This window comes from Thalassobaculum litoreum DSM 18839, from assembly GCF_900102465.1.
Classification (GTDB): Bacteria; Pseudomonadota; Alphaproteobacteria; order Thalassobaculales; family Thalassobaculaceae; genus Thalassobaculum; species Thalassobaculum litoreum.
The window spans coordinates 56,902-78,311 of sequence record NZ_FNBW01000004.1 but is presented as its reverse complement, the minus strand read 5'-3'; the positions used below and the strand labels follow the sequence as shown (position 1 = coordinate 78,311).

At 68.8% G+C, this 21,410-nt stretch carries 19 protein-coding genes; 12 read left to right on the top strand and 7 right to left on the bottom strand.

The features are described 5' to 3' along the window. A complete protein-coding gene (gene amt, locus BLS34_RS07540; protein WP_175474145.1) occupies positions 1-2,052 on the bottom strand; it encodes an ammonium transporter in 2,052 nt (683 codons plus the stop codon). A gap of 314 nt (positions 2,053-2,366) precedes the next feature. Between amt and BLS34_RS07535 the strand changes: the two genes are divergently transcribed. The 9 genes from BLS34_RS07535 to BLS34_RS26435 all read left to right on the top strand — a co-directional run bounded on the left by BLS34_RS07535 (position 2,367) and on the right by BLS34_RS26435 (position 13,620). Next, entirely contained in the window at positions 2,367-2,801 is a 435-nt protein-coding gene (locus tag BLS34_RS07535; RefSeq protein WP_028793250.1) for an RICIN domain-containing protein, read from the top strand. A gap of 257 nt (positions 2,802-3,058) precedes the next feature. Continuing rightward, positions 3,059-4,150, top strand: coding sequence for an efflux RND transporter periplasmic adaptor subunit (locus tag BLS34_RS07530; protein WP_093149357.1), 1,092 nt, complete (start codon positions 3,059-3,061; stop codon positions 4,148-4,150). A 1-nt stretch (position 4,151) separates the two neighbouring features. Beyond that, entirely contained in the window at positions 4,152-7,235 is a 3,084-nt protein-coding gene (locus BLS34_RS07525) for an efflux RND transporter permease subunit (RefSeq protein ID WP_093149355.1), read from the top strand. A 76-nt stretch (positions 7,236-7,311) separates the two neighbouring features. Then, positions 7,312-8,391 carry a phosphotransferase family protein gene (locus tag BLS34_RS07520; RefSeq protein ID WP_093149353.1) on the top strand — a complete coding sequence of 360 codons (1,080 nt, stop codon included), beginning with the start codon at positions 7,312-7,314 and terminating at the stop codon, positions 8,389-8,391. 39 nt (positions 8,392-8,430) lie between these two features. Beyond that, entirely contained in the window at positions 8,431-9,612 is a 1,182-nt protein-coding gene (locus tag BLS34_RS07515; protein ID WP_093149350.1) for an acyl-CoA dehydrogenase family protein, read from the top strand. Between the two features lie 70 nt (positions 9,613-9,682). Further along, positions 9,683-11,302 carry an acetate--CoA ligase gene (locus BLS34_RS07510; protein ID WP_093149348.1) on the top strand — a complete coding sequence of 540 codons (1,620 nt, stop codon included), beginning with the start codon at positions 9,683-9,685 and terminating at the stop codon, positions 11,300-11,302. Continuing rightward, a complete protein-coding gene (locus BLS34_RS07505; protein ID WP_028793245.1) occupies positions 11,299-12,039 on the top strand; it encodes a FadR/GntR family transcriptional regulator in 741 nt (246 codons plus the stop codon). The genes BLS34_RS07510 and BLS34_RS07505 overlap by 4 nt, the downstream gene beginning before the upstream one ends. A gap of 38 nt (positions 12,040-12,077) precedes the next feature. Continuing rightward, the gene (locus tag BLS34_RS07500) at positions 12,078-12,530 is read left to right on the top strand and encodes a DUF2946 family protein (protein ID WP_093149345.1); all 453 of its coding nucleotides are present in this window, start codon (positions 12,078-12,080) and stop codon (positions 12,528-12,530) included. Between the two features lie 85 nt (positions 12,531-12,615). Further along, positions 12,616-13,620 (top strand): copper chaperone PCu(A)C domain-containing protein, encoded by a 1,005-nt coding sequence (locus tag BLS34_RS26435; RefSeq protein WP_093149342.1) that lies wholly within the window; start codon positions 12,616-12,618, stop codon positions 13,618-13,620. Between the two features lie 52 nt (positions 13,621-13,672). Here BLS34_RS26435 and metC read toward each other — a convergent pair whose 3' ends face one another. Next, positions 13,673-14,836 (bottom strand): cystathionine beta-lyase, encoded by a 1,164-nt coding sequence (gene metC, locus BLS34_RS07490; RefSeq protein ID WP_093149340.1) that lies wholly within the window; start codon positions 14,834-14,836, stop codon positions 13,673-13,675. Between the two features lie 99 nt (positions 14,837-14,935). Beyond that, a complete protein-coding gene (locus tag BLS34_RS07485; protein ID WP_093149338.1) occupies positions 14,936-15,811 on the bottom strand; it encodes a LysR substrate-binding domain-containing protein in 876 nt (291 codons plus the stop codon). Positions 15,812-15,940: 129 nt separating this feature from the next. On the opposite strand from BLS34_RS07485, the gene BLS34_RS07480 reads away from it, so the two are divergent. From BLS34_RS07480 to BLS34_RS07470, 3 genes are read left to right on the top strand one after another with little or no spacing between them, the layout of a single operon-like run. Beyond that, on the top strand, positions 15,941-16,114 hold the full coding sequence (locus tag BLS34_RS07480) for a CbtB domain-containing protein (RefSeq protein WP_084618688.1): 174 nt from the start codon (positions 15,941-15,943) through the stop codon (positions 16,112-16,114). A 30-nt stretch (positions 16,115-16,144) separates the two neighbouring features. Further along, the gene (locus BLS34_RS07475) at positions 16,145-16,831 is read left to right on the top strand and encodes a CbtA family protein (RefSeq protein WP_093149336.1); all 687 of its coding nucleotides are present in this window, start codon (positions 16,145-16,147) and stop codon (positions 16,829-16,831) included. A 7-nt stretch (positions 16,832-16,838) separates the two neighbouring features. Next, positions 16,839-17,303: a hypothetical protein gene (locus BLS34_RS07470; RefSeq protein WP_028793239.1), complete on the top strand. Its 465-nt coding sequence runs from the start codon at positions 16,839-16,841 to the stop codon at positions 17,301-17,303. Here the strand turns inward: BLS34_RS07470 and BLS34_RS07465 are convergent. The 4 genes from BLS34_RS07465 to BLS34_RS07450 form a co-directional block, all read right to left on the bottom strand. Further along, positions 17,300-18,202, bottom strand: a complete 903-nt coding sequence (locus tag BLS34_RS07465; RefSeq protein WP_175474143.1) for a LysR family transcriptional regulator — start codon at positions 18,200-18,202, stop codon at positions 17,300-17,302. The two genes, BLS34_RS07470 and BLS34_RS07465, sit on opposite strands and share 4 nt — an antisense overlap. A gap of 21 nt (positions 18,203-18,223) precedes the next feature. Then, positions 18,224-19,159: a hydroxymethylglutaryl-CoA lyase gene (locus tag BLS34_RS07460; protein WP_093149331.1), complete on the bottom strand. Its 936-nt coding sequence runs from the start codon at positions 19,157-19,159 to the stop codon at positions 18,224-18,226. Beyond that, positions 19,156-20,394 (bottom strand): CaiB/BaiF CoA transferase family protein, encoded by a 1,239-nt coding sequence (locus tag BLS34_RS07455; protein ID WP_093149329.1) that lies wholly within the window; start codon positions 20,392-20,394, stop codon positions 19,156-19,158. The genes BLS34_RS07460 and BLS34_RS07455 overlap by 4 nt, the downstream gene beginning before the upstream one ends. Before the next feature lie 123 nt (positions 20,395-20,517). After that, positions 20,518-21,360: a universal stress protein gene (locus BLS34_RS07450; RefSeq protein WP_093149325.1), complete on the bottom strand. Its 843-nt coding sequence runs from the start codon at positions 21,358-21,360 to the stop codon at positions 20,518-20,520. Positions 21,361-21,410: the final 50 nt, after the last annotated feature.

Here is a 21,410-nt window from a genome sequence, read left to right as displayed (position 1 = left end):
TCAGGGCATTGTCCCTGTCCAGGGATTGGGGATGGAGACCTTCACCTCGGTGCCCTCGCCGAGCTTGCTGTCGATCGACAGCGTCCCGCCGTGGAGTTCGACCAGCATCTTCACGATGGACAGCCCCAGACCGACCCCGCCCTCCGCCAGATAGGGGTTCGTGGCCGATGTGGCGAAGGCGTCGGTCAGGCGCGGCAGCCAATCCGGCGCGATGCCCTCGCCGGTGTCGCGCACGTACAGAATGTGGAGATCGCCGACGATGCTGACCTCCACGGTGATCGAGCCGCCGCTGGGGGTGTGTCTGATGGCGTTGGACACCAGGTTCAGCACGATCTGACGCATGGCCCGGGGATCGGCCTCCAGCGGCGGGGCGTCGTTGTCGCCGATCACCACCAGCTTCAGGCTCTTCTCGCGCACCGACTGGCTGGCGACCCGGGCGCTTTCCCGGGCGATGGCCTTCAGATCGACCAGCGACTTGCTCAGGTTGTAGCCGCCCGACTCGATGGTGGAGATGTTCAGGATCTCGTTCACCAGATCCAGCAGGTGGGTGCTGCTGCGGTAGATCTCGCCGGCGTAGTCGTCGTATTTCGCCGACCCCAGATCGCCGAAGTATTTCTTCGTCATCATCTCGGAGAATCCGATGATGGCGTTCAGCGGCGTGCGCAGCTCGTGGCTCATGGAGGCGAGGAAGCGGGATTTGGTGGCATTCGCCTGCTCCGCCTCCGCCTTGGCGGCGGAGAGCCGCTCCAGCACCAGGTTGTACTGCCGGGCGATGTCGCCGACCTCGGAATCCGCCTCCACCTCGATGGGCCGGGTGAAGTCGCCGGTGCGCCGATGGCGGTCCATCCGGCGCAGCAGGTCGAGCTGATCGGTGGATTCGCCATGTTCGGAGACGTTGAGGCCGATGCGCTCCCACGCCTCCGGCACCCGCAAATGCACCACTCTGTCGGCCAGCCGCAATAGGACGTAACCCAGCCCGAAGGCCCAGACGATCGCGGCGGTCACGCCGACACACTGGACGCCGAACTGCTCCAGCCGGCCGAGCCCGGTGCCGATCAGCTCCAGATCGCCGAAGATCGCCACGCACAGGGTGCCCCAGACGCCGGACACGCCGTGCACCGGGAAGGCGTTGACCGCGTCGTCGATCCCCATCTTCCGGATCGCCTCGCAGGCGAACAGGCAAAGGATGCCGCCGATGAAGCTCAGCAGGGCGGCACTGGCCAGACCGACGCAATGGGCCGTCGGCGTGATCGCCACCAGGCCGGCGAGGCAGCCGTTGATCAGGTCCGCCACCTCGACCCGCCCGCCGCGCCAGTAGCCGACGACGATCGCGCCGAGACCGCCCATGGAGCCGGCCACCATGGTGTTCAGGATGATCAGCGGCACCCGTTCGTCGGCGGTCAGCAGGCTGCCGCCGTTGAAGCCGATCCATCCGAACCAGATCAGGAACATGCCCAGCGTCGCCATCGGCAGACTGTGGCTGCGGAACGCGACCCGGTTCGGCCCCATGCGACCGATCCGGGGGCCGATGATGATGACGGCCGCGAGGCTGACCCAGCCGGCCACGGAATGGACCACGGTGCCGCCGGCGAAATCGACGAAGCCGATCTCGGCGAGCCACCCCTGCCCCTCGGCGATCACCCCGGCCCAGGCCCAATGGCCGAAGATCGGATAGATGATCAGCGACACCAGGGCGGAGACCAGGAGATAGGCCTTGAACGGCATGCGCTCGGCGACCGCGCCGGAGATGATGGTCGCCGCCGTCCCGCAGAACATGAGCTGGAACATGAAGAACGCCACGAGATCGGCGCTCTGGGCGTTGAAGAACAGAAGGCTTCCGCCGAACAGCCCGTACTGGCTGTCGCCGAACATCAGGCCGAAGCCGATCACCAGATAGAAGAACGTGCAGACGATGAAGTCGGCCACGTTCTTGGTGGCGACGTTGATGCTGTTCTTGGATCGGGCCAGACCGCTTTCCAGACAGGCGAAGCCGGGCTGCATGACGAAGACCAGCCCCGCGCAGAACACCAGCCAGATGACGTCTACGCTCATCCCCATCCCCGCCAAAGCCGCGCCAGACAGCTGCGTTGAACCGCTAAGGACCGGGACCTGCACCGCGATTCCGATCTGTCGCACCGCAACATTTCCAATGACCTTATTGTTATTCCGGGTTCATCGAAATCGTTTTTGAGGTCCGGGCGACCGGCGGACCGGCCGTGGACGGCGCAGCCTGCACATTTCGGCTTTTTTTCGGATGCCCATCAGGACGCCCGGCGCGGGCTCGAGCAGAGTGACCGGGTCAGGCACGGGCCCGACGCGAGGGACATCGAGGAAGAGGGCGCGACATGTCTTTATCGGATTTCTCCATGACCACGGGCCTGTCCGCCGCCCTGCCGGTCATGCTCCACAATGTCTTCACCGCCAATCTCGTCGCGCGCACCGCAGAATGGCCACACAACTACGGACTCTGTGCCTATTCGGGAACCGTCATCGGCGGACCGACCCGCTGGTTCTTCCTGCAGTATCAGGAGAATTACTTCAAGATCACGAACCAGAAGGCCAACACCTGCGTCATCGCCAATTCCGGAGGCGAGGTCCGCGCCCATGACGGCGGCGACTATCCGGACCAGTACTGGAGCCTCGAGCCGGTCGCCGGCGCCTCGAACGTCGTCCGGATCCTGAACCGGATGTACGGCGTGTATCTCTACGACCCCAACCCACCCGGCACGACGGGCACGCTGTCCTGCGGGCCGGTGAAGACAGCCAACGAGACGAGGTGGAACTGGAAACTCCTCGGCTAGACGACTGGCGGCGCCCGATCCCTAGGCGCCTGCCCGTCGACCGGGGGAGGGGGCATATCCCCACGCCGTCCCCTCCCCCGCGTTGACCATGGCTGTCTCCCGACGACAGATCGCGTGCAGTCCGGCGCTCCATGCAGGGCCGCGCTCGGAACACCCGCTGATGAAGAAAAGAAGACCGCCGGTTTGTCGGCTTGCGGGTCTTTGAGATTCGGCTGTACCTTTTTTCGTAGGTTCTCCTAGGAAATTGGGTTGCCGCCATGGGCAGACGGTCGTTCTGGATCGCGATGAGCGTTGCCGTGGTTGCGGCAGGTGCCGGTACGTACTGGCTCGTCGAAACCGGTCGGATCGACTTCGAGCCCGCCCCCGCCGCCAGGGCGCAGACCGCGACTCCCGAGCGGGCAACGACCGTGGAGGCCGCACCGGTCATCATCGATACGGTCGTCGATTCCATCCATGCGGTCGGTACCCTGCGCGCCAACGAGGCGGTCGTCGTCTCGCCGGAGATCGCCGGCCGGATCGACAGCTTCGCCTTCAGCGAAGGTGACCGGGTCAGCCAGGGCGACGTCCTGGTCGAGCTGGATTCCGAAATCCTGCGCGCCGAGATGGCCAAGGCCGAGTCCGACCTGACCCTGGCCGAGGCCAATCGGGAGCGGGCGATGACCCTGGCCAAGCAGGGGACCGGCACCCTGCGCGCCCGCGACGAGGCGGTGGCCGCCTTCAGGGTCGCCCAGGCGGACCGCGAACTGGCCCGCGCCCGCCTCGGCAAGGCGACGATCGCGGCCCCCTTCTCCGGAATCCTCGGCTTCCGCACCGTCAGTGTCGGCGCCTATGTGACGCCGGGGGACACGCTGGTGGGACTGGCCGATATCGACCCGATCAAGGTCGACTTCCGGGTGCCGGAACTGGTGCTGTCCGAGATCCGCCGCGGTCAGTCGATCCGCGTGCTGGTCGACGCGGTCCCCGGTGCCGCCTTCGACGGCACCGTCTATGCCATCGACCCGGTGGTCGACGAGAACGGCCGCGCGATCCGCATGCGCGCCGAAGTCCCCAACCCGGACGGCATCCTGTTTCCCGGCCTGTTCGCCCGGGTCCAGATCCTGGCCGCCCGGCGCGAGAACGCCGTGCTGGTTCCGGAATCCTCGGTCTTCGCGCGCGGCGGCGGCCAGTATGTCTTCCGCGTGGTCGACGGCAAGGCCGCCCTGACCCAGGTGAAGCTCGGCCAACGCCGGCCGGGCGAGGTCGAGATCGTCGAGGGGCTCTCCGCCGGCGACGTCGTGATCACCGCCGGCCACGAGAAGGTCCGCGACAAGGGCGCCGTCGACGTCCTGACCACCGGGGGCACGAGCTGACATGGGCGCCTTCGAGTTCTTCATCCGCCGCCCGGTCTTCGCTACGGTCGTCAGCCTGATCGTCACCCTGGTCGGGTTGGTGTCCTACAACCAGCTCACCGTCCGTGAATATCCCAACATCGACGAACCCGTGGTCTCCGTGCGCACCGACTATCCGGGGGCGAGCGCGCAGATCATCGAGACCCAGGTCTCCCAGGTGCTGGAAGGCTCGATCGCCGGCATCGAGGGCATCGAGATCCTGACCTCGACCAGCAAGCCGGAGCAGAGCCAGATCACCGTCCGCTTCCGCCTCGGCGTCGATCCGGACGTGGCCGCCAGCGACGTGCGCGACCGGGTCTCCCGGGTGCGCGGACGGCTGCCCGACGAGGTGGAAGAGCCGGTCATCGCCAAGGTCGAGGCCGATGCCCAGGCGATCATCTATCTCGCCTTCACCAGCGACCGGCACTCGCCGATCCGGATCTCCGACTATGCCGACCGCTATGTGCGCGACCGGCTGCAGAACCTGCCCGGCGTGGCCGAGGTGCGGATCTTCGGCGAGCGGCGCTACGCCATGCGGATCTGGGTCGACCGCGAGCGGCTGGCCGCCTACCGGCTGACCACCCAGGACATCGAGGACGCCCTGCGCCAGCAGAACGTGGAGGTGCCCGCCGGCCGGATCGAAAGCATCGACCGGGAATTCACCGTCCTGTCCGAGACCGGGCTGGTCACCCCGGAGCAGTTCGAGCGGATCGTGATCAAGGACGTGGACGGCTTCCCCGTGCGTATGCGCGACCTCGCCCGGGTCGAGCTCGGCCCGCAGGACGAGCGGCGGGTGACCCGGTTCAGCGGCGACAACGCCGTCATCCTCGGCATTGTCAAACAGGCGACGGCCAATCCGCTCGACGTGTCGAACGCCATGGCCGAGGTGATGCCCGCGCTGACCGACAGCCTGCCCCAGGGCATGGCGGTCAAGGTGGCCTACGACAAGTCGGTGTTCATCGACCGCTCCATCGACGCGGTCTACGAGACCATCATCGAGGCCATCGGCCTGGTGGTCATCGTGATCTTCTTCTTCCTGAGGTCCTTCCGCGCCACCCTGATCCCGCTGGTGACCATCCCGGTGTCGCTGATCGGCGCCTTCACGCTGATGAGCATCCTGGGCTTCTCGATCAACACCCTGACCCTGCTGGCCATGGTGCTGGCCATCGGCCTGGTGGTGGACGACGCCATCGTGGTGCTGGAGAACATCCACCGCCATGTGGAGAACGGCCTGAAGCCGGTGCGGGCCGCCATCGTCGGCATCAAGGAGATTTCCGGCGCGGTGGTGGCGATGACGCTGACGCTCGCCGCCGTCTATGTCCCGGTCGCCTTCACGCCCGGCCGCACCGGCACGCTGTTCGCCGAATTCGCCCTGACCCTGGCCGGCGCGGTGCTGGTGTCGGGCTTCGTCGCCCTGACGCTGAGCCCGATGATGTGCTCGCGGCTGCTGAAGAACCACGAGAAGCACGGCACCCTCTACAACGTGCTGGAACGCGGGCTGAACGGCTTGAACGAGGGCTATCGCCGGCTGCTGACCCTGACCCTGAAGGCACGGCCGCTGGTGATCCTGCTGGCTCTGGGCGTGGCGGGCTGCAGCTACGTGCTGCTGACCGGGCTGAAATCCGAGCTGGCGCCGATCGAGGACCGCGGCGTGCTGTTCACCGCCGGCAACGCGCCGGAAGGCTCCACCGTCACCTTCACCAGCCGCTACGCCGAGCAGTTCGAGGAGATGCTCAACGAGATCCCCGAGGTAGAGCATTACTTCGTCATCGTCGGCTCGCGGGCGGTCACCGAGCTGATCTCCTTCTCCCAGCTCACTCCCTGGGAGGAGCGCGAGCGCACCCAGATGGAGATCGTGCGCGACGTCCAGCCCGACCTGCGCAAGATCGCCGGCGTCCGCGCCTTCGCCAACAACCCCGGCTCGTTCGGCCAGAGCGCGCGCAGCAAGCCGATCGAGTTCGTGATCCAGACCTCCGACAGCTACGAGCAGCTCGACGAGTATGTCGGCGAGGTCATCGCCGAGGCGGAGAAATTCCCCGGCCTGATCAACCTGGACAGCGACCTGCGGCTGAACAAGCCCCAGCTTTCGGTCGAGCTGGACCGCGAGCGGGTGGCCGATACCGGCGCCGGCGTGCTGACCGTCGGCCGCACCCTGGAGACCCTGCTGGGCGGACGGCTGGTCACCCGCTTCAACCAGAACGGCGAGCAGTACGACGTCATCGTCCAGATGGCCCCGGACGACCGGCGCACGGTCAGCGACCTCAACGACATCTACGTCCACGGCCGCGGCGGCGCCGACATCCAGCTCTCCAACCTGGTCACCGTGCGCGAGACCGTGGCGCCGAAGGAGCTGAACCGCTTCAACCAGTTCCGCTCGGCCACCATCACCGGCAACCTGGCCCCCGGCTATTCGCTCGGCGAGGGGCTGGAGGTGCTGGAGGAGGCGGCGAAGAATGTGCTGCCGACCACCGTGCGCTACGACTTCGCCGGCGAGTCCCGCGAGTTCAAGCAGACCGGCAGCAACCTGGTCTTCGTCTTCATCCTGGCGCTGTGCTTCATCTTCCTGGTGCTGGCCGCCCAGTTCGAGAGCTTCGTCGACCCGATCATCATCATGGTCACCGTGCCGCTGTCGATGACCGGCGCCCTGCTGGCCCTGGAGCTCAGCGGCGGCACACTGAACATCTACAGCCAGGTCGGGCTGGTCACGCTGATCGGGCTGATCAGCAAGCACGGCATTCTCATCGTCCAGTTCGCCAACCAGCTGCAGGACGAGGGCAGGCCCATGCACGAGGCGGTGGTCGAGGCCGCCGTCCTGCGGCTGCGGCCGATCCTGATGACCACGGGCGCCATGGTCTCCGGCGCGATCCCCCTGGCCCTGGCGCACGGCGCCGGCGCCGAAAGCCGCCAGGAGATCGGCTGGGTGATCGTCGGCGGCATGAGCCTGGGCACGATCCTGACCCTGTTCGTGGTGCCGGCGGTCTACACCCTGATGTCGCGCCGCCGGGTGGCCCGGCACGATGAGGCGCCCGCCAAGTCCGACAGCACGGCCGCCGCCCCGGCCGAATAGCCGATCGGCCGACACGGCCCGGCGATATCTCTGATTGGCTCTTGCGCCCGCGCGATGATCTGCGCAGATTTTCGGTATGACTGTCGGACAAAAAAACGAAGCCTCTTCCATCGCTGAAGAGTGGCCCTTCGCGCCCGAGCCCCTGGCGGCGTTCCTGGCGCGGGCGGGTCGGACGCTGGACCACGAGGTCCCGGCAACCCGCTTCTCCGGCGGGCTGGCCAACCTGAACTACCGGATCTCGGTCGACGGCCGACCGGCGGTGCTGCGCCGGGCGCCGTCGGGACCGCTGCCGCCGGGCGCGCACGACATGGCGCGCGAGCATCGGGTGCTCTCCGCCCTGTCGCCGGCCTTCCCGCTGGCGCCGGACAGCCTCGCCCTGTGCGAAGATCCCGAGGTCCTGGGCGCGCCGTTCCAGATCCTGGAATACCGCGAAGGCCGCACGGTGCGCGGCGACGACCTCGGCGTTCTGCGCGAGGACGAGGATCTGCCCGGCGCCCTGTGCGACCTGCTCGCCCGGCCGCTCGCCGAGCTGCACGCGGTCGACCCGGACGCCTGCGGCCTTGGCGATCTCGGCCGGCCGGAAGGGTTCGTGGCGCGCAACGCGGCGCGCTGGTCGGCTCGGGGCGCGGAGCTGGCCGAAGGTCGGCCGGAAGCGAGGCTCGCCGCCGACATCTCGGCCTGGCTGGACAGGAAGCTCGCCAGGTGGGACCGCGCCGAGGTCTCGCTGCTGCATTGCGATTTCAAATTAGACAACCTGATCCTGGCCCCCGACCGGCTGGCGCCGGTGGGGATCGTCGACTGGGACATGGCGACGCGGGGGGAGCCGCTGTTCGACCTCGCCACCCTGCTGAGCTACTGGTCGCAGCCGGACGATCCGGAGTGCCTGCGCGAACTCGGCCAGATGCCCACCGCCCTGCCCGGCTTCCCGTCGCGCCGGGACATGGCGCAGGCCTACGCAAAGGCCAGCGGCCGCAGCCTGGACGGGCTGGACGACCTCTACGTGCTCTGCCTGTTCAAGCTCTCCGCGATCTTCCTGCAGCTTCACGCCCGCTGGAAATCGGGCGCGATCGGGGACGACCGCTACGCCCGGTTCGAACGGCTGGGCTTCGATCTGATGACGCACACCTGGGATGTCGCGCGCGGCGCGGCGAAGTGATGCGGCCGCAAAGGCCGGCGCAGTAAGGGATGGAAACCGATGGACTTCTCGACACCCGACCACATCCAGGACCTGGTCAAACGGACCCGGACCTTCATCGCCGATGAGATCATCCCGTACGAAAAGGACCCGCGCTGGGGCGAGCACGGACCGAGCGAGGACCTGCGCGCCGAGATGAACGCCAAGGCCAAGGCGGCCGGGCTGTTCGCGCCGCACGCGCCGAAAGAATTCGGCGGCCTGGGCCTGTCGCATCTGGAGCGCTCCTGGGTGTTCGAGGAGGCCGGCTATTCCCTGCTCGGCCCGTCGGCCATGCATTGCGGCGCGCCGGACGAGGGCAACATCCACCTGCTCAACGAGGTCGCCAGCCCCGAACAGCGCGAGAAATACCTGAAGCCGCTGTGCCAAGGCGCGCGGTCCTGCTTCGCCATGACCGAGCCGGACGGCGCCGGCGCCGACCCGACGATGCTCGCCGCCACCGCCAAGGTCGACGGCAACGGCTACGTGATCAACGGCAGGAAGTGGTTCATCACAGGGGCCAAGGACAGCACCTTCGTCATCATCATGGCGAAGATCGAGGGCGGCCCCCATGACGGCGAGGCGACCATGTTCCTCGCCCCGATGGACGACCCGGCGATCGTGCTGGAGAGCCAGATGGACACGCTGGACACCAGCTTCGCCGGCGGCCATTGGAACATGCGGTTCGACGACCTGCGGGTCGATGCCGACGCGGTGCTCGGCGCGCCGGGGGCCGGGTTCCGCTACGCCCAGGTCCGGCTCGCCCCGGCCCGGCTGACCCACTGCATGCGCTGGCTGGGCTCCGCACGGCGCGCCCACGACACCGCCTGCGACTACGCCAATACCCGCATGGCCTTCGGCCAGATCCTCGGCAAGCACGAGGGGGTGGGCTTCATGCTGGCCGACAACGAGATGGACATGCGCACCGCCCGCCTCTCCCTGCAGCAGGCCTCCTGGCTGCTCGACCAGGGCGACCGGGCCGCGGAGGAAAGCTCCATGGCCAAGGTCCAGTGCTCGGAAGCGATCTGGCGGATCGTCGACAACTCCGTGCAGGTGCTCGGCGGTGCCGGGACCAGCGCCCATCTGCCGGTGGAACGGATCTTCCGCGAGGTGCGCGGATTCCGGATCTATGACGGCCCGTCCGAGGTGCACCGCTGGTCGCTGGCCCGCAAGGCGCTGAAGCGGGCAGCGGCGCGCAACGGATGAGGCGCCGCTAGACAGCCGAGAACCGCCGACCAAGGCGGCACGGCATACCGGGGCGCAGAGGAGGAAACCGATGGCACAGGCAGAGCAGGCCGATCAGGCACCCGACGGGTTCGACTGGGCGATCCCGGAAACCTTCAATTTCGCCACCGACGTGGTCGACCACTGGGCGACCGACGGCGACCCGCTGGCCCTGATCTGGCAGAACGCCGCCGGCGACGAGCGCCGGTTCCAGTTCTCCGACATCTCCCACCTGACCAAGCGGGTCGCCCATGCGATGCGCGAAGCCGGCATCGCCAAGGGCGACCGCGTGCTGATCGTCATGCCGCGGATTCCCGAGTGGCAGATCTCCCTGGTCGCCGCCATGCGTATCGGCGCGGTGCCGATCCCCTGCATCGAGATGCTGACCGCCCGCGAGATCGCCTATCGGGCCGAGCATTCCGGAGCCGTCGCCGTGGTCTGCCGCGCCGGCCATGCGGAGAGGATCGAGCCGGGTCTGGACGCGGTCGCAATCCGCTTCAGCGTTGGCCCGCGCGCCGGCTGGCGGGACATGACCGAGGCCTATGACCGATCGGAGGAGGCCGAGGCCGCCACCGTCGCCGCCGAGGACCCGGCGATGATGTATTACACCTCGGGCTCCACCGGGTATCCCAAGGGGGTGGTTCACGCCGCCCGCGCCGTCTTCGGCTGGCGCTACGCCGCGCGCTACTGGCTCGACCTGCGGCCGGGCGAGCGGATCTGGTGCGGCGCCGATACCGGCTGGTCGAAGGCCGGCACCAGCGTGCTGATCGGCCCCTGGTCGGAGGGGGCGGCCAGCTTCCATTACGACGGACCGTTCGACCCGGCGGAGCGCCTGCGGCTGCTGGCCCGGCACCGAATCACGGTCTACTGCGCGCCCGCGACCGAGCTGTACCGCGTCGTGCAGGAGGATATCGCCGCACACGACCTCTCGGCCCTGCGCCGCACCGTCTCGGCGGGCGAGGCGATGAACCCGGTGGTCGCCGACCAATGGACCAGGGCGACCGGCGTGCCGGTGGCCGAAGCCTATGGCCAGACCGAAACCCTGATGACGGCGCTGACCACCACCGAGGTGACGCCGAAGCTCGGCTCCATGGGCATGGCCGCTCCCGGATGCACCCTGGCGGTGATCGGCGACGACGGGCATCGGCTGCCCGATGGAGAGGTCGGCCATGTCGCCCTGCTCACCCCGTGTCCGACCATGATGCTCGGCTATTGGAACGATCCGGAGCGCACCGAACAGAGCCATGTGTCGGGGCCGGACGGCCGCTGGTTCCTCACCGGCGATCTCGCCTCGCGGGATGCCGACGGGTACTTCTGGTACGAGGGCCGTTCCGACGACGTGATCAATTCCGCCGGCTACCGTATCGGCCCGATCGAGGTGGAGAACGCCGTGCTGGAGCACGAGGCGGTCCAGGAATGCGCCGTCGTCGGCGCCCCGGACGATGAGCGCGGCGAGGTGGTGAAGGCCTATATCGTGCTGAAGCGTGGCGTCACGCCCGACGACGCCCTGGTCGCCGACATCCAGAACCACGTCAAGCGGGTCGCCTCGCCGTACAAGTATCCGCGCCGGATCGAGTTCCGCGACGACCTGCCGAAGGGCCATACCGGCAAGGTACTGCGCCGCGCCCTGCGCGATGAGGCCCGCACCCAGGCCCAGGCTGGGCGCGAATGACGTCCACCTTCTCCCTCGACCCGATCCAGACCGAGCCGGCCTACCGGGTCGCCGCCCGCGCCCTGCGCGAGAAGATCGTCAGCGGCGAGATCGAAGTCGGCAGCGTCCTGCCCTCGGAAATGGCCATGGCGGCGCTGCTCAGCGTCAACCGCTCCACCGTGCGCGAGGCGATCCGCTCGCTTGAGGAGACCGGCGTGGTGGCGCGTCGGCCGGGCGGCAAGAAGCTGTTCGTCACTGCCCCGCCGCCGGAAACCCTGAGCGACCGCATGACCACCGCCATGGTGCTGCACAAGGTGACGGTGGAGGAGCTGTGGCGCGCCATGCTGGTGCTGGAACCGGGCACGGCCGCCCTGGCGGCACGGCACGCCACGGAGGCGCAGCTTGCGGCCCTGGAGGCCAACCTGGCGGCAACCCGCAGCCAAGGAGCCGACGCGGCGGCGATCGCGGCACTCGATCTCGCGTTCCACGACCTGATCGCCGAGGCCAGCGGCAACCGGGCGATCCAGCTCGCCCGCCAGCCGCTCGGCGCGCTGTTCTATCCGGCCTTCGAGCGGATCTTCCAGCACCTGGATGCCGGTTCCCGGATGTATGACGCCCACCGGGCCATCGTCGATGCGCTGAAGGCCCGCGACCCGGACACCGCGGAGGAGTGGATGCGCAAGCATATCGTCGACTTCCGCCGCGGCTGGAAACTGGCCGGCCTGGACCTGGCCGCACCGGTGACCGCGACCACCTGACCCTTGGACGGCACAATCGGATGCAGTAGGTTCCGGCCATGATCGGACGGACCCGAAAGCCCGGCCGCCGCCTATTGGCGAAGCGGCGATACGGATGGCGCGACATCGCCGCCGTCCTCGGCGTCTATGCGCTCGTCCTCCAGCTCGGTCTCGGCATCGTCGCGGGGCTGGCCGGCGAGTCGATCGCCCGCGAGCAGCAGGCCGCCGGCGACGAGACCAGCGCGCTGGCGCTGCAGATCTGTTCCCCGGCCGGCCTGATCCTGCTGGCCAGCGACGACGACGGCGACCACGACGCCCGTCGTGGCGCCCCGGTCTGTCCGGGCTGCCTGTTCGCCCATGCCGGACCGATCCCGCCGCAGACCACCGTCGCCGACCTGCCGGAACCGGCCCTCCTGGCCCCGATGCCGCCGGTATCGTGCGGCGATATCCCAGCACCACTGGAGCGCATCACGGACCTCAATCCGCGCGCGCCACCCCTGCTTTCCGCCTGACACCCCCGATCGCGCGCGGCACCCCCCATGCGCAAGGTTTCAGCGGCCCGCGACCACGCGCGCCGAATGACGGAAAGCGACCGACATGACCATCAAGACCACGATTGCCTCCCTCGCCCTGCTGGGTGCGGCCTTCTCCACCGCGCCGGCCTCGGCCCATTCCTCGCTGGAGACCGGGCAGGCCACCGCCGACAGCATGTACAAGGCGGTAATGCGCGTGCCGCATGGCTGCGACGGCAAACCGACCATCGCGCTGACCATCGACATTCCCGAAGGCGTCATCGCGACCAAGCCGATGCCGAAGCCCGGCTGGAAGCTCGAGACGGTGTGGGGTGCCTACGGCAAGACCTACGATTATTACGGCACGCCGATGAGCGAGGGCGTGACGCAGATCCGCTGGTCGGGCGGCGCGCTGCCGGACGATTTCTACGACGAGTTCGTGTTCCGCGCCCGGATCACCGGCGACCTTGCCGGCACCACGATCGCGTTCCCGACCACCCAGTTCTGCCCCGACGGTGCGCAGGTGGCCTGGACCGAGACCGCGGCCCCGGGGCAGGACCCGCATGACCTGCCGCACCCGGCTCCGAACCTGATGGTCGTCGCCCCCGCCGAAAAGAGCGGTCATGGCCACGGCCATGGCGGCATGCAGACGGCGATGGCCGACGGTGTCGCCGTGGAGGCGCCCTTCGCCCGCGCCACCGCCGGTCCGGCCCGGAACGGTGCGGCGTTCCTGACCGTCAGGAACGCCGGGGCGGAAGCCGACCGTCTGATCGGCGCGAAGACTCCGGTCGCCGAGCGTGCCGAGCTGCACACGCACCTGCACGAGAACGGCGTGATGAAGATGCGCCCGGTCGAGGCGATCGCGGTGCCGGCCGGCGGCGTGGCCACTCTGGAGCCGGGCGGCGACCACATCATGATGATGGGTCTGAAAGCCCCGCTGAAGGAAGGCGAGAGCTTCCCGCTGACCCTGATCTTCGAGAAGGCCGGCGAGGTAACCGTCGATGTCCCCATCGGCGGCGTCGGCGCCATGCAGGGCAGCGGCGACAGCAGCCATCACGGCACCCATGACATGAAGATGAAGAGCAACTGAGCGCTCCTCCCACCCCCGGCTTCCCGGAATCGTTCCGGGAAGCCGGTTTCATTCAGCCGCCGAACACCGCCAGCATCGCCTCCAGATCGGCCCAGAGATCCTCGGGATCCTCCAGGCCGATATTGATGCGGATCAGGCCGCTCTCGTACGGCCAGGGCACCGCTACCCGGTCGACCTTCACGTCGGCCGGGGCGATCAGGCTGCGGGTGCCGCCCCAGGACGCGCCGATGGCGAAGACCTTCAGCGCCGACAGCGCCGCCTCCATCCGCCCCTCCAGCCCCGGCTTCAGCACGATGCTGAACACGCTGGCCGAGCCGGCGAAGTCCCGTTTCCAAAACTCATGCCCCGGGCAGGACGGCAGCGCCGGGTGCAGCACGGTCTCCACCGCCGGGTGACCGGCCAGGCGACGGGCGAACTCCTCCGACACCCGGCCCATATGGGCGAGGCGCACGGCCATGGTCTCCAGCCCGCGCAGGGCCAGCGACGCCTCGTCCGGCGACACGCCGATGCCGAGATCGCGCATCACCAGCTTGATCCGGTCGCGCAGCGCCACGTCGGCCACCGTGATCGAGCCCATGAGCAGGTCGGAATGGCCGCCCACATATTTGGTCAGCGCCTCCACCGCCACATCCACCCCATGGGCCAGCGGCTTGAACAGCAGCGGCGTGGCCCAGGTATTGTCGCAGCCGACCGGCACGCCCCTGGCCTTCGCCGCGGCGGCGATGGCGGGGACGTCCTGCACCTCCATGGTGCCGGAGCCGGGGGATTCCACCCAGATCAGCCTGGTCTGCGGCCGGATCAGCGCGTCGATGCCGCCGCCGATCATCGGGTCGTAGATCGTGTGCTCGACCCCTCGCGGCGCCAGGTAATTGCGGCACAGGCTGCGCACCGGGCCATAAGCGTGGTCGGGGATCAGCACGTGATCACCCGGCTGCAGCAGGGTCAGCATCACCAGGCTGATCGCCGCCTGGCCCGAGGGCACGAGGATCGTGCGCGCGCCGCCATGCAAGGCGGTGAGCTGCGCCTCCAGCACCCGCGTGGTCGGCGTGCCGTGCATGCCGTAGGTGTAGTCGTCGAAACCCCTCGAATTGCGGGTCAGAAAGGACTGACCGTCCGGATAGACGATGGTGGACGCCCGATAGGTCGGCACGGCGAGGCTGGCGAAGCCGTCGAGCGTGGCGGGCGGGTGCTGGACGCAGCGGGTCTGGTCGCGCATGGGGATCTCCTCAATGGGTCCCCCGTGCTAGCGCGCCCGCGCCGTCCCGTACACTGACGCCGGCGCATGACTTCATGCGTGAAGCTGATGGTCCGGCCGCTACCGCGCCGCCATCAAAGCGTCGATGAAGTCGCGCACGATCTCCGATTTCGGCCGGTCGGAGGGCAGGATGAGCAGGCTGCGGATCGGCACCGCCGGCGCAAAGGGCCGCAGCACCACCCGTGAACCGTCCAGCCCCTCGGCCGCCGCAGCGCTGATCAGGCCGACGCCCACCCCTTGCGCCACCAGGGCATGGAGGGTGGAGGCGTAGATCGTCTCCACCACGATCTCCGGCACCACATTCTCCGCCGCCAGCAGCGAGTCGAGCCGCTGGCGGCTGCGGTCCTCCGGCACATAGGCGACGAAGGGCATACCGTGCAGGTCGGCCGACGTGACCACCGCGCGATCCGCCAGCGGATGGCCGACCGGAACGGCGCAGAGCGCGTCACGGGTGAGAAACGCCTGGTGGGTGACGCCGGTCACGTCGATCTCGTCGGCGGCGAGGCCGACATCGAACTGGCCGGAGGCGACCAGGTCGCGCACCTCCCGCGAGGACAGCACCAGCAGGGTCACCCGCACCGCCGGATGGGCCTTGCGGAACGCGGCGATGGCGCGCGGCACCAGCGAGCCGCCAAGCGCCGAGAGCGAGGCGACCCGCAGCTCCCCGGACCCCTGGTCGCGGATTCGCGCGGCCGAGGCGCGGATCGTGTCGATGCCCTGGAACGCCGCCTCCACATCCTGATACAGCAGCCGCGCCTCCGGTGTCGGCACCAGCCGGTTGCGGATGCGGGCGAACAGGGCGAAGCCGACCGATCGCTCCAACTCAGCCAGGGTGCGGCTGACGGCCGGCTGGGTCACTCCCAGGGTCTCGGCTGCCCGCGAGGCGGTGCCACAGCGCATCACGGCGGCGAAGGTCTCTATCTGGCGCAGGTTCATGGCCTCTATATCCCGCCTCGCGGCACCGCCGTCGAGAGCGGTTTGCAAGGCCGCGCGGATTGCTTACTCTGCCCACAACGATGACCTGCGCCGGGACCGCACCCCGCGCACCGAGGGGAAGAGGCGACGATGAGCATGACGGATGTGGCCGCGCGCGGTCTGACGAAGTCCCGGATGATGCCGGCCCTGGTCGTCGCGTTGCTCGGCCTGTCGGTGCTGTTCGTCGCCGGCCATGCGCAGACCCAGACCCTGCACACCGCCGCCCACGACAGCCGCCACGCCAACGGCTTCCCCTGCCACTGATCTTTCCCTGCCACTGATCGTCTTCGGGCCATGTTCCAGCGTCTTCTGACCTGCGCCCTGCTGGCCGGCGCGGGGGCCGGGCTCGTTGCCGCCATCCTGCAGCTCTGGTTCGTGCAGCCAGTGCTGCTGCATGCCGAACTGTACGAGCAGGGCACCCTCACCCATTTCGGCCCGGACGCCGTGTCCGCCCATCCGGAACTGGGACGGCTCGACCCGGTGCGCGACGGTCTCAGCGTGTTCTTCTCCATGCTGACCTATACCGGCTTCGCCCTGCTGCTGGTCGCGGCGATGGCGCTGGCGGAGGAGCGCGGGGCAGCCATCGACGGCCGCAAGGGTCTGGTCTGGGGCCTCGCCGGTTTCGCGGTCCTGCACCTGGCGCCGGCCTTTTCCCTGGCACCGGAAGTGCCGGGCGCGGCCGCGGCCGATGTCACGCAACGGCAGATCTGGTGGTTCGCCACGGTCTCCGCCGCCGCCGTCGCGGCCGGACTGATCGCCTTCGGGAAGCACTGGATCGCCTGGGTGGCGGCCGTCATCCTCATCCTCGCCCCGCATGCGATCGGCGCACCCGAGCCGGACCACTTCGCCGGCCCCACCCCGCCGGAACTGTCGGCCCTGTTCGCCGCCCGCAGCCTCGGCGTGGCGCTGGCCGGATGGCTGGTCCTGGGGCTTCTGGCGGGGCATGTCTGGTCCCGCGACGCAGCCGACGCGCCGGAGTGACCCGCCGATGACCCGCGCCATCGCCCTGTTTCTCATCGGCCTGGTCTTCGGCGGCGGCGCCGGCTTTCTCCTGGCCGCCTCCCAAGGCGTGACCCTGGACGGCCACGACCATGGCGACCCGGCCCAGCATTCGGACGCCACGCATCAGCATGGCACGAGCCTGGAGGTCGCCTCGGCGGCTCTGAGCATCGACCTGCGCGCCGACCCGATGGGCGGTTGGACCTTGCACATCCAGCCGACCGGCTTCCGCTTCGCGCCGGAGCATGCCAGCGGCCCGCATGTGCCGGGCGAGGGCCATGCCCATGTCTATGCGAACGGCGAGAAGATCGCCCGGGCCTACGGTCCCTGGCTGCACATCGCCAGCCTGCCGCCGGGCCGGGTGGCGGTCTCCGTCTCGCTGAACACCAACGACCACCGGCCGATCGCGGTCGACGGCGAGCCGCTGGAAGCCAAAGTCATCGTCCAGAACTAAGGGGTCGCACCGATCAGATAGGCGAGAAACGCCTCCGCCGAGGCGGACAGGGCGGACCGCTCCCGGACGCCGAGCAGGAACGGCCGGCGCGACCAGTCCTCCGACAGGGGGATGACGGCGATCCCGTCCACCGCCGCATAGGGGGCGGCCACCGCCTGGGGCAGGATGCCGACACCGAGCCCGGCCGCCGCCATCCGCCGCACCGCTTCGAAGCTGCGCACCCGGAAGGCCACGGTCAGCGGCCGGCCCGCCTCCTCCGCCCGCTGGCAGACCTGGGCGAACAGGGAACTCCCGTCCTCCAGCCCGATATGCGGCTCCTCCAGCAGGTCGCGCAGGGTGAGAGCGCCGGCCCCCGCCAGCCGGTGCCCGGCGGGCACCACGACGCAGAGCAAGTCGGCGCGGAACGGGAAGGCCTGCACCCCCTCATGGGGCACCGAGGCGGCGAAGATGCCGATATCCACATGGCCCTCCAGCACCTCGCGCACGATGTCGCCCGATACGCCCTCGCGCACCTCGAAGCGGATCTCCGGCGCAGCCTCCCGGAAGCGGGAGAACAGGTCTGGCAGGAACTGGTTCACGGCGGAAGGATTGGCTGCGACCCGCACCAGTCCGCGTGCGCCGTCGGAGAACTGCGCCATGTCCTCGCTCACCCGCTCGGCCAGGCGCAGCAGGTTGCGGGCATGGATGACCAGTATCTGGCCGGCGGGGGTAGGCTCGACCCCGCGCACGTCGCGGTGGAGCAGGCGGGTGCCGAACTGCTGCTCCAGATCAGCGATCCGCCGACTGACGGCGGAGATCGCGATATTGGCCTCGGCCGAAGCGGCGGAGAGCGAGCCGAGCCGGACCGCCGCCTCGAACAGCCGCAGGGAGGTCAGACCGAGATCGGCCCGCGCTTTCACCGCCACATCACCGCAGGGAGGTCACGCAGCCCGCAGGGCGCGGCGGCGTGGCACCGTGCGCAGGTGGCCGCCGGTCTCCGCGCCCGGTACCTCGGCCACGACTTCCGCCGCGTCCAGCAGCCGGTCGAGGTCGATGCCGGTGGCGATGCCCATGTTCTCGAAGGTGAAAACCAGGTCCTCGGTCGCCGTGTTGCCGGTGGCACCCGGCGCGAAGGGGCAGCCGCCCAGACCGGCCGCCGCACTGTCGAACACCCCGATGCCCGCCTGATAGGCGTAGAGCGCATTGGCCACGCCCAGACCGAAGGTGTCGTGGCCGTGATAGGCCCAGCCGATGCCGTCGCCGGAGAAGCGCTTCAGGACGGTGGCGCAGACCTCCGCCACCTGATCCGGGATCGCCCGGCCGGTGGTGTCGCACAGGCCGAACTCCACCGGCGCGCCGAAGCCCAGCACCGTCTCGATGGCGGCATAGACCGCGTCCGGGTCGGTGGTTCCCTCGAACGGGCAGTCGAACACGGTCGCCAAGTTGGCGCGCAGGCGGAAGCCCGGCACGTCGCGGCCCCGGGCGATCACCTCGCCGAGCTGGCCGATGGAAGCCTCCACCGGGCGACGGACATTGGCGTTGTTGTGGCTCTCGGAGATCGAGAACACGTAGACGATATCGGGAATGCCGGCGGCGAAGGCGTCCTGGGCGCCGCGCAGGTTCGGCACCAGGGTGGACAGCCGGACGTCGGATCCGACCTTGGCAAGCCGGTGAACTTCGGCGGTGTCGGCCATCTGCGGCACATGCACCGGGCTGACGAAGGCGCCGGTCTCGATGCGCGTCAGCCCCGCCTGGGCCAGCAGCTCGACCACCTTGACCTTGGTCTCGGTCGGGATCGGCTCCTTGATCACCTGGAAGCCGTCGCGCGGGGCGACGTCGCAAATTTCGACCGGGCAAACCTCAACGGGGTCGCTCACAGCACACCCTCCTTCTTCAACGCGTCGATCTCGTCCGGCGCCATGCCGAGCAGCTCGGCCAGCACCTCGTCGGTATGGGCGCCGACATCCGGCCCGGCCCAGCGCACGCCGCCGGCCGGCCCGCCGGTCATCGCCGGCACCACGCCGGGATGCAGCACCTCGCCCAGGCGCGGGTCGGCGACCCGGCGCACCATGCCCCGGTCCAGGAACTGGGGATCGGCGGCGATATCGGCAATGTCGTAGATCCGCGAACAGGGCACGTCGGCCGCCTCCACCTGCGCCGCCACCTCGTCCAGGGTCAGGCCGGTGGTCCAGTGGGAGATCGCCGCGTCCAGCTCGGCCGCGTGCTTCACCCGGCTGGGATTATCGGCGTAGCGCGGGTCGTCGGCCAGCTCCGGCCGGCCCATGGCGCCGCAGAGCCGGCGGAACAGGGCGTTGGAATTGGCCGCGATCAGAAACCAGCGTCCATCCGCCGTCGGATAGGCGTTGGACGGCGCGTTGGTCGGCAGGGTCGAGCCGGTCGGCTGACGGACCGCGCCGGTCGCGCCGTATTCCGGCAGGCAGCCCTCCAGCAGGCTGAGGATGCTCTCGGTCAGGGCCACGTCGATCCGGCGGCCTGGCGTCCCCCGTCCCTTACCCTTCTCGAACAGGGCGGCGAGCAGGCCGATCGCGCCGTACAGCCCGGCCACGCTGTCGCCGATCGAGATGCCGGTGCGCACCGGCGGCAGCTCGCTGACCTCGGGCGGATAGCCCGTCAGGTGGCGCAGGCCGCCGACCGCCTCGCCGATCACCCCGAAGGCGGCCCGGTTATGGCCGGGGCCGGTCTGGCCGTAGCCGGAGACCTGCACCACGATCACGTCGGGATTGACCGCCGTCATGTCCCGCGGGCCCAGGCCCCAGGAGGCGAGCTGGCCCGGCTTGAAGTTCTCGACCACGGCGTCGACCTCGGCGATCAGCCGCTTCACCAGGGCGATGCCTTCCGGCTTCTTCAGGTCGGCAGTGATCGAGCGCTTGTTGCGGCCATGCACGGACCACCACACGGACGCCGTCTCGCCCTCGGGGATGATGCCCCAGGAGCGCACCGGATCGCCCCTGCCGGGCGGTTCGACCTTGATCACATCGGCGCCGAGATCCGCCAGCACGCGGGTGCAGAAGGGGGCGGCGATGAAATGGCCGAGTTCGAGAATGCGCAGACCGCTCAACGGCCCGCCCTGATCGTCAAGTGGTGTGTTCATGGCGTCCTCCATCTCGCGGAGGATACCCAGGTCAGCGATTTGCCAAAATGAGCAATATTCGAAAGATGCCTTCTGGTTTGGCGCAACCCCTCCGGCCCTCTTCGGGGCCTATGCCGCCGACCGTCAGTGCGAGACGAAGACCGGATATTTCGACAGGGTCAACATCCCAAGGGCATGCGATCCGAACCGCGTCATCGTCAGGAACTGGTGGTAGGACGACCCGACAATGAACAGCTCGGCCCCCACGCTGTGGCCATGATCCAACAGCGCCCGCACACGTTTGTCCGCCTTCGGCAGCGCGGCCGTCGTGACCTCATAGCCATGAAGCCTTGCGTAGTCCGCCGCACCGCGCAGCAGGTCGGCCGGTGCTTCGCCGGATTTCGGATCGCCCACGGTCACGATATGCAACGGAATGTCGCCGAACGGCCGCATCTGAACGAAGTGCTTGAACGATTTCGCACTGTCGAGCGACCCGGACAGACCGACCATGGCCTTGGCGGGCGTTCCCTCAAAGCCCTGGGGGACGACGAGCAAGGGACGCAGCCCCATGGCAACGAAGTGCAGGAGGATTTCGGCATCGGCCGGCTCGTTCGAGCCCGGTTCCCAGACGTGGTCCGACAGCACGGTGAGGTCCTGAAACCGCCAGGCCTGCGCCAGGCTTTGGTCGCGGTCGCCCGTCGTCTCCTCGGCAAGGAAGGGGACATCGTTCGCTTCGCAGATCTTGCGGAGTCCGGCGACCGCCTCCTTGGCCGTGCTAAGGCCTCGGGCCACCCGATTCTTGATCATTTCGTAGCGGTAATGAAATCCGCCTAGAGGAGCCGGACCGATGTTGGACAGTTGATCCTTATCGACCGCAACGAACCCGGTTATCGAGGCCCCGTTGCGGCGGGCGATATCCAGTGCCACGCGCACATGGCTTGAGGTCTTCGGGTCTTCCGAGGCGACCAGGAGGATCTTTCGAATCATAGCGCTCTCACCTCTCGCAACAACACCGACGGCATGATAGCCGGCGACCT